The 9,682-nt window shown below is 33.5% G+C and carries 4 protein-coding genes and 3 pseudogenes; 6 read left to right on the forward strand and 1 reads right to left on the reverse strand.

The window, feature by feature from the left end; genetic code table 11:
• Positions 1–412: 412 nt before the first annotated feature.
• Complete coding sequence (locus tag ABLA85_RS17330; RefSeq protein ID WP_367965591.1) at positions 413–1,774, reverse strand: hypothetical protein; 1,362 nt, start codon at positions 1,772–1,774, stop codon at positions 413–415.
• A gap of 792 nt (positions 1,775–2,566) precedes the next feature.
• On the opposite strand from ABLA85_RS17330, the pseudogene tnpA reads away from it, so the two are divergent.
• The 6 genes and pseudogenes from tnpA to ABLA85_RS17360 form a co-directional block, all read left to right on the forward strand.
• Positions 2,567–2,900 (forward strand): annotated as a pseudogene (tnpA, locus tag ABLA85_RS17335) (IS200/IS605 family transposase).
• 333 nt (positions 2,901–3,233) lie between these two features.
• Positions 3,234–3,313: pseudogene (locus ABLA85_RS17340) on the forward strand (IS200/IS605 family transposase); the annotation flags it as partial.
• Positions 3,314–3,515: 202 nt separating this feature from the next.
• A pseudogene (locus ABLA85_RS17345) lies at positions 3,516–5,041 on the forward strand (ISNCY family transposase).
• 876 nt (positions 5,042–5,917) lie between these two features.
• Positions 5,918–8,062 carry an aminodeoxychorismate synthase component I gene (gene pabB / locus ABLA85_RS17350; RefSeq protein WP_367965592.1) on the forward strand — a complete coding sequence of 715 codons (2,145 nt, stop codon included), beginning with the start codon at positions 5,918–5,920 and terminating at the stop codon, positions 8,060–8,062.
• Positions 8,063–8,382: 320 nt separating this feature from the next.
• Entirely contained in the window at positions 8,383–9,420 is a 1,038-nt protein-coding gene (locus ABLA85_RS17355; protein ID WP_367965593.1) for a class I SAM-dependent methyltransferase, read from the forward strand.
• An 18-nt stretch (positions 9,421–9,438) separates the two neighbouring features.
• The coding region (locus ABLA85_RS17360) for a hypothetical protein (protein WP_367965594.1) at positions 9,439–9,682 on the forward strand (244 nt) is incomplete at its 3' end.

Genomic DNA, 9,682 nt, shown 5'->3' on the forward strand with positions numbered 1-9,682 from the left:
TGCTCATGGGTAAACCACAATTGTTCCTGCTGGAAAGACAGTGGCATAAATATATTTTTAAGATTTAAATTTTTTTTTTGATAATCATTTTTCATATTAAATTTAATATATCTTAGATATGGAGGTTTATACTAAAATAGTAAATTCCTATTTTTATTTTTTCTGGCTAAATATACAGTTTTACTCATTTAATAAAGACATAAAATTAACCATGTAGATCAAAGTATTATTTTAAATTTAATTTCATTCATGCCTCCTATTGTATCTCTTTTGTTATGAATTATATTTTTATTGCTTTGGGTATTAATTATCTATAAATAACCATTAAAAATGGTGAAAGTGCTAATTGAATTTCATTAAATAAATTTAATTTAAAAGTAAAAATCGGATGAATTAACAATGGAATTTAAAATTAATTATTTTTTGCAAGTAACTTAGGCAAGCTAAAATTTTCTGGGGAAATCCAAGATGCATAGCATCCTGATTCTATCTGCATTTTCATTACATTCTGGACTTTATCTATTTCTTCAATGGTTGGTAGGTAATCTTTTATAGTTATCTTAGAGTTAGGTAATATAGTGTTTCCATAAATATCGAAAAGCAAACCGTTACATGGTCCATATTCTCTATTGAATCGTTCATGTGGTATGTATAATTTTAAATTTAGCCCCATTAGTTCTAGATAATTATTCCAATGTTCAAAGGTCTTACTTATTTCATAAATAAACTGGCGTCTCATGATAGTATTTATTGCTAATTCTGGTTTTACAGTTACTTGCTTGATCTCATTCTTGTGCTTTTTATCTTGAATTATTTCCTCTATATTTCTAGGTGGAAATCCTCTTGGTGAACGAACACCACATTCGTATAACTCATACGCGCGATTAGATTCATCGTTACCAAATAAATCAAATATTTTTGAAATCCAATAGTTAAAATATTTTTGAATAACAGGTAGGCTAATAGCACCTTTATCGAAAATATCATAGCTATCACTCTCTAAAGTGACTTCTATTGATTTACAAAGTACCCGCTCAAGTCCTTTAAGTCCAAATTGGATATGTAAGGGCTCTTCAAACATCATAAAATTAGCCGATCTAGCTAGAGGTGAAAAACTACATTGTGTAACTGCTTGAATTTGATACTTTCCAACACGATCAGCAAGAAAACACCACATAAAGTGAGATAACCAATCATCGGTATGACAATTAAAAGCATTTAATAAACGAGGATTACTATCACTTCCACTCATTCTATCTAATAATGCTTCTGATTCAACGATACCATCGTGCCCAAAATATTCAATTAATAGATGTACCATTGCCCAAGTATGGCGTCCTTCCTCTAAAAAAAATTGAAATAAATTATTTAAATCAAAACGACTTGGCGCCGTTAATGTTAGATTTCGGCTTTGTTCAATAGCCGCATTTTCCACATCGGCCTGAACACGAATATGCTCAAATAGTAAGGAGCGATAATCCTGAGGTACTGTTTCCCAGACTGGTTTCCCTATAAATTCTCCGAAAGCAATATGCTTTTGATTAGTAGGGGCTACAAATATTCCCCATGTATATTCACTCGGTTTCATCTTATGATATGAAGACCAGTTAGAAGCTAGTACTGAACCATTTGGTAATCGTAAATTCATTTCCATATTCAAAAATTCAGAAGGTCCCCTTTCTTCCCACCAATTTCTAAATTTTGATTGATATTCTTTAAGCTGTTTTGTAACCAAATCAGTTTTTCGTAATCCTATATTATTAGGTAGTGACATTATTATTCCTTAGCGTTATTAATCCTATATTATTAGGTAGTGACATTATTAATCCATGATTATTATGGAATTGCATTATTAATTTCGTGATATTATTTTGTCATTTTTATTCATAACTGAAAACCACCTCCAGAGGAGGTGGTCAGCAACAGGTTTTGGCTCTGCCTTGTTGGTTTTTTTGTTTTAAAATAACGGTAGTGGCAGAGACTTGTTTTTAGAGGTTTTAGTACGCCCTCTGGAGCGAAATCAATACCACCTTCTATAAAGGTGGATTTTTACTAAAAATAAATCACGTTGGTATTATATCATAAAACCCCATATTAATATAAATAAATATGGGGTTTTATTTAATGTAATGCTTTTTTTCAGACTTCTATGCCCTCCATTCCCCATCCTTTTCATTGAAAGTGAATTAATATTTAAACAAGAAATTAAATATATGACTTGTATGATTTATCATAAGTGATAGTTTATTTACAATCTTCTTGTCGCTATATTTAGTATTAATTTTATATCGCTCTGTAGATGAACAAAATAATTGGTTTTTTCATTCATTATTCCACAAGTAAATTGCATTTATCCAGGTAAAATAAGTTATGGGATTTGTTTTTGTATTGGATGAGTTCATCACTATTAATTTAATTAAGTGTGTGAATATTTGAATCTCGATGCGAATAATTCAATGTATTAATAATGACTACCACTGCTTTATTTTTCCATATGAAAGGTTAAAATCACCGACTTTAGTCTATCAGCTTTAGCTGCGATACTATTTTGCACGAGAGATGCAATATCAGTTATAGATATTGTAGTCACAGTGTGTTTCAGAGTGAATATCATTTTGTGTGGATAATGAAATACAGGTACAAGGGGCTTACAGGTGAAGTCGGTATGAGGATTAGGATAGTAAAAGGTGTTGTGAGTAAAAATCATGTTCACATACTGGTGAGTTGTCTCCCCCAACATTAGCTCCCTCAGAAATAATGAGAAGACTGAAAGGAAGGACAGAAAACAAGTTGTTTGAAGAATTTTTGCATCTGAAGAAACAATGGAAGAGATGGTAAACGTTTATCTGGAGCATTGTTTTGAGTCGAATTCGAATGATAACTTCAGAATCGATAATTGATGCATCGTTCAGCCGCTGCATATCTGGAGTGTCACTTTGTTAATCACTAACCCATCTACTTTAGTAGGCGGTTGTTGAGTCATATCAGACTATAATTTCTTACATTTTAATATAAAAACTATTTTTCTACTATTTGAAGATAAAATTGAATAATCATAAAGATAATGATTAATAGAGAAGAATCACCATTTCCCCGGCATCTGTTTTCTTTATAACATAATGATTTTAAATAAAACTTAATAACTATTTCACCGTGAAATCCCCTAATTTTAACTGGTCCATGCGCAATTAACTCGAAGATGAAGGAATTAAAACCTGGAAATCATCAGTCGTCTGAGTAGATTCAAGAAAGCATCGCTGTACTTTGGTGTTGTCAATATCATATCGTCTGGACGCCAAAATACCGATTTAGAAGCAGGATCGTTGCTTTCAAGGTCCTGTGTCAGACCAAGTCTGAACTAATACACATGGCTGTGTGAACACCAAGGGACTTTGTCGCACTTTAACTACCAAGCGATTTTGTCGCTTTAACATAGTGACCAAGGGAAATTGACGGATCGATTTAATCTGAGATCTTCTGAATATTTCAATATACATATTCAGGGGACGCGAAGGATGATTATGATGGATGCTAAAACCCAACTCACCGGGATGTGATTGTCAAGGTGGCTCAAGGAAAAATCAGCATTATTAATGCTTCAAAGCTGCTCAGTAAATCCCGCCGGACGATAGAACGTTATCTTCAGCAATATCAAAAAATGGGCATCCAATTTGTTATTCACCGTAATACTGGTCGAGTACCAACCAATAAAATTCCTGATGCGATTAAAAAACAGGTACAGTCTCTTATCAAAGAGAAGTATTACGATGTGAATTTACAACACCTTGCCGAACTGCTAGAAGAGTACGAAAACCTGCGTGTCAAACGGGAAACGCTGCGTCACTGGGCACACGAAATTCACCATGTTAAACGAGCGAAACGCCGTCGCGCTCAGGTTCGTAAGCGAAGGGAGCGAATGGAATCCGATGGCCTTCTCCTCCAAATGGACGGCAGCCCTCATCGCTGGTTCGGTGACAAAAAATCTTGTTTCATTGCACTGATTGATGATGCAACCAGTGACGTTCATGCCCAGTTTTTCCCGTCTGAAACCACAGATGCTTGCCTGAAATTCCTGCGTGACTATATTGCAAAGAAAGGCGTATTTAATGCCCTGTATGTGGATAAAACCGGGATATTCGGTGGTCCCAAGCGGTGTAACTTCTCGCAAGTGCAACGCGCCTGTGAAGAACTGGGGATCGAAACCCTATTTGCTCACTCTCCACAGGGTAAAGGGCGTGTTGAGCGTGCCTTTGATACGTTCCAGGATCGTCTCGTACCCGAGTTGCGCCTGAGAAATATTACGGACATGCCTAGCGCTAACCAATACCTTCAGGAAGTCTTTATTCCCAACTATTGGCAAAAAAACATTGCCGTGAAAGCGCAAAATATCCAATCAGAATTTAAACCAGTACCGGTTCATATCAGTCTGGAAAATACCTGCGTTCAGAAAGAATATCGAAAAATCCGCCGGGATCACACTTTCAGCTACGGTAATCGGTTTTATCTCATCGACTCCCCGCTCAGGTATTCGATAGCCAACCAGAAAATCGAGATCCGAAAACACTATGATGGTTGCTTTACGGCCTATTTTGCAGACCGACAATTACAGATTTCTGAAGTGATTGAACCCACGAAACCCTCGCTGTATGACTTGGAAATCCAAAGAAAACTGGATGCGCTGGCATTAGCGGATAAGCTGGGTAATGTGGCTGAAGCGGCCCGACAGAGTGGTTGCTCCCGTGACACGCTCTACCGCCATCGTAAGTTACTCGAAGAAAAAGGACCGGAAGGCCTCAAACGCACGTTGACTCCCGCATTGCACCATAAAAATCGGACTACGAGGGAAATAGAGGAACAGGTGATTGCTTTTTCATTGGAGAATCCCCATCTGGGTCAGGTGCAAGTCTCGGCTCAGATGAGAGAAAAATATCAGATAATCCTCAGTCCGAATGGGGTGAGACACATCTGGCTACGGGAAAAGATGAATACAAGTGCTCTACGGGTTGAGAAAACCAGAGCATCGCTTGCTATCTTACGATGACACTCTTCAGTTGAGCCATTAACGTGGGAGCAGGTATACTGAAACGACAAAGTCCCTCGGTAATTAGTCCTTCAGTCTCCCTCGGTAATCACACTAATACATATGGCTGTAATCGGCTACCATCCACACAGTGGGGTGAAAATGCTGTTACCAAGAGAGTATCGGGTTCTCAATATGGCAAGCTAAAAATGTCCGTTTTAGTGGGGCAACTACATACGAATAATAGTATCTTCAATCCGTTACAAATTGTTTTCACCTCGTTGGCACTATTTTTTCTATTTTTCATCCAGACATAGGTTAATCTTTTAACTGTATAGAGTGTACGGAATTAATAAACAAAATCAACTTATTCTGACTGTATTCTTTTAGCTCATAGTAAATCATTATAAACTATTTCTATTTTTTCATTTAATTTATGAGGAGGTGTCTATCATAATTTTAAAAAATAACGAAAATTCACTTCAATATTACCTAAATGGAAAACTATGTTTTTCATTAATAATTAAATTTAAAAGTAAAGCAGAGTTAGTTATTAAAAAAAGCAGTAAAATATTTTTTTAAATAAAAATACCAATATATTAAGCGTTAATTACTCTTTATAAATCTAATAAAATATTAAAATAGGAGGTTTATTTTGCAATGAATTCATTAAATTAACTCCATGAAAAAACACAGAGTTACAAAACACCTAATGAGTTATTCAAAGAAATACCTACACGTTTATTTCGTTATAAACAGTGTTACGTTTATTGTTAAAATGAGATATTTTTTTAAAAAATTAATTAAAAGCAAAATTAAAGATTGATTTTTATTGGTGAAATATAGAATACTAATATAATACATTTATTAAATCACATTTAATTATCAACAACTAAAATGAATAGAAATATGCAATGCTTAATAATTAATAATTATGATTCATTCACATGGAATTTAGTAGATTATGTGGCTCAAGTATTTGGTGAAGAACCAATCGTAATACATAATGATGAATATACATGGGAGCAAATAAAAGAAAATTTTCAATTTGATTGTATTATTGTATCTCCTGGGCCGGGAACAGTTACTACCCCTGCTGATTTTAATGTATCTAAAGCAGCTCTAGAACAAAATGAAATACCTGTTTTTGGTGTTTGCCTTGGCTTTCAAGGTCTTGCTCATATTTATGGAGGTAATATACAGCGTGCTCCTGAACCTTTTCATGGGCGTACAAGCTTCATTCGACATGAAAATTCTGAAATGTTTCGTAACATTCCACAAACTTTCGAAGTTGTAAGATATCATTCTTTAGTAGTGGAACCTAAATCACTACCTGAACAGTTACGCTGTACCGCGCAGACAGATTGCGGCCTAATAATGGCGCTAGAGCATAAATTGTATCCAAAATGGGGGGTTCAATTTCACCCAGAATCTATTTTGACCCAATATGGTATGCAATTAATTAGAAACTTTTATGATATGGCATGTAAATATATCAAGAGTTTTTCTCCTCGTATGAGGAATGACAATTTTTTAATCTCAAATAATTTAAAAAATAGAAGTGATATAAAAGATGACAAATATACAAAAACAAAATTGACTGTACTTAGCAAAAAAATCACAAAAAAAATTTCTACAATAGAAACCTTTACTAATCTTTTTGCAAAGAAAGAACATTGTTTTTGGCTAGATACTCAATCATTAGGGCATAAAACTTCTAGATTTTCATTCATGGGAGCAGTCTCTAAAGAAGATGTTATTACTCATAATATTATAAGAGAGACATCATATATTGACGGTAATAAAAATTTTCTTTCTGATTTAGAAACACAAATAGAATCCTACGAAATTGTAAACGATAGCGAATTTCCATTTGAGTTTAGCGGTGGTTATGTAGGTTTTATGTCTTATGAGATGAAATCAGCATTTGAAGAAAATCACTGTATAGATAATCCTATTCCTGATGCACTATGGATGAAAGTGACTCGCTTTTTGGCATTTGATCATATAACGGGAGAGTCTTGGATAGTTGGGCTTTCTTTGCCCAATCAGGAAAATGAAATCCAAAGTTGGATAACAAAGATTGAAAATCAATTAGCAGATGCGAATAATAACATTCCTAGACCTGATGGTTTAAACATTAAAGATTTCGTATTAGAAATGAATTTTAGCCATCAACAATACATGGATATGATAGAACGTTGTAAGGATAAAATCTTAGCTGGAGAATCATATGAAATTTGTTTGACTAACCAATATACTGCGAATATCAAACTTGATCCTTTTGATTTATATTTAGTTATGCGTAATGAAAATCCAGCGCCTTTTGGTGCGTTTATAAAAAGTGGTAATTATAGTATACTAAGTACATCGCCAGAACGTTTTTTGCAAGTTAATAAAAAAGGCGTTGTTGAAGCCAGGCCAATTAAAGGTACTACCAGCCGTTCTGTTAATCCTGATATAGATATTCTGAAATTAAGAACTTTAAAAAAATCAGAAAAAGATAGAGCTGAAAATCTTATGATCGTAGATTTAATGAGAAATGATTTGCGTCGTATTTCATATACAGGAACAGTTTCAGTGCCTGAGTTAATGGAAATTGAAAGTTATGAAACAGTACACCAAATGGTTAGTGCAATTACATCTAATATACGAAGTGATTGTACATTAATTGATTTATTACGAGCAACATTTCCTGGTGGTTCAATTACTGGTGCACCAAAATTACGAACCATGGAAATAATAAATACATTTGAGAATGCTCCTCGAGGAATTTATTGTGGCTCTATTGGATATTTAGGTTTCAACAAAGTTATGGATCTAAATATAGCGATCCGAAGTATTTCTTATGATGGCGAAAAGCTTCGCTTTGGTGCTGGAGGAGCGATTACTTATTTATCTAATCCATCAGATGAGTTTGATGAAATAATGATTAAAGCTTTTTCCATATTACATCCAATATGGTCCTATATTCATAAGGTCGGCAGCAGATTTGATTATGAATTAAATGAAAACATTCTTCATTTAAAAGAAAAAGGTTAAAGAAAAAGTGAATAATTGTAAAAGAAAATATCTGTAATGATGGTGTAACCTATGTAATTTCTATAAAATTAATAAATTATATTTGGTCATAAAAGATCATGCGGTTAATGTGTTGAACTCTATTTTTATATTAGTAAATAAACATTTTTAAAGCATGATCTAATTTTTTAATTAAAAATGTCATTTAATACATAGATAATTGACATTTAATATTAGAATAAAACTCCCATAAAGATTTAAAGAGAAAATGTTCTTTTACACTAAATATTACTGAGTAGTAATAACTATGTTTTATCAAAATTAATTTCATGGAGATAATTATGAATCCGAACAAATTTTCATCATCTGTATTTTATGATACAGTTAATTCATTTTATAAAACCTCAGCAGTAAGAACAGCTCTAGAATTAGATATTTTTAGTATTATTGGTGAGGATGGAAAAACAATTAAACAAATTGCTGAATCATGCCAAGCATCAGAAAGAGGAGTTAGGATACTATGTAATTATCTAGTTTCAATAGACTTTATGTGTATAGAGGGAAATCGTTTTTTTTTAAACCGTGAAATGTCATTACATTTAAATCGTAAGTCCCCATATTATTTAGGGGGGACTACAAAATTTTTACTTTCTGAATATATTATTGATTCATTTAAACATTTGACTGAGGTGATTCGCACTGGAGAACTACCAATTGAAAATGAGGGTATTGTTGCACCAAATCAACCACAATGGGTTGAATTTGCTCGTGCAATGGAGCCTATGATGTTGCTACCGTCACTATTATTAGCTGATATTGCTGATTATCAATCGAATAAACCAATAAATGTTCTTGATTTAGCAGCTGGGCATGGCCAGTTTGGAATTGCAATGGCACAAAGAAATCCTAATACACATGTAACATTTCTTGATTGGAAAGATGTACTTGGTGTAGCTCGAGAAAATGCTCAAAAAGCGGGTGTCGAAGAACGGACTAGCTATATTCCTGGTAATGCTTTCACTGTAGATTTTGGCAAAAACTACGATATTATTTTAATGACGAATTTTTTACATCATTTTGATAAAAATGACTGTGTCACAATAATGAAAAAAGCGTATAACGCATTAAATGATAATGGACGAGTTTTAATATTCGAAATTATAGATGGTAAAGAAAAACAAGCGCAAAAATTGGCTGCTACTTTTAGTATGCTAATGTTAGCTACAACACCAAACGGTGAAGTTTATAACGAAAAAGAACTTAAAAATATTTCTTTTGAAGCTGGTTTTGTACAGGCGGAATTACATGAAATTCCACCTGCTGTGGAAAAAGTAATAGTAGCTTATAAAAACGATAAAATTAAAGATATTACTAAGTGAATTTTGAAGGAAGGTAACATGAGCTTTTCAAATTTTGATTTTACTGTCGATACAGAAAATGTGCATAATAAAACATGCAATAGAAATACTGAAATTGAATTTGATCCATCAAAGGATTTGATAACCATATTTTCCGAGCAAGTTATCGCTAAACCACAAATGCTAGCTTGCATTGGTGAAGAAAATGTTAGTTATCAAGAGCTGGACTTACGTTCAAACCAACTTGCCCGCTATCTGATCACTCAAGGAGTTAGTAAAAATG

This window comes from Xenorhabdus sp. SGI246 (assembly GCF_040838225.1).
Lineage (GTDB): Bacteria > Pseudomonadota > Gammaproteobacteria > Enterobacterales > Enterobacteriaceae > Xenorhabdus > Xenorhabdus indica.

Excerpts from the sequence above, each read along its gene's own strand:
- ABLA85_RS17330 (WP_367965591.1), bottom strand. The coding sequence starts at position 1,774 with ATGTCACTACCTAATAATATAGGATTACGAAAAACTGATTTGGTTACA.
- pabB (WP_367965592.1), top strand. The coding sequence starts at position 5,918 with ATGAATAGAAATATGCAATGCTTAATAATTAATAATTATGATTCATTC.
- ABLA85_RS17355 (WP_367965593.1), top strand. The coding sequence starts at position 8,383 with ATGAATCCGAACAAATTTTCATCATCTGTATTTTATGATACAGTTAAT.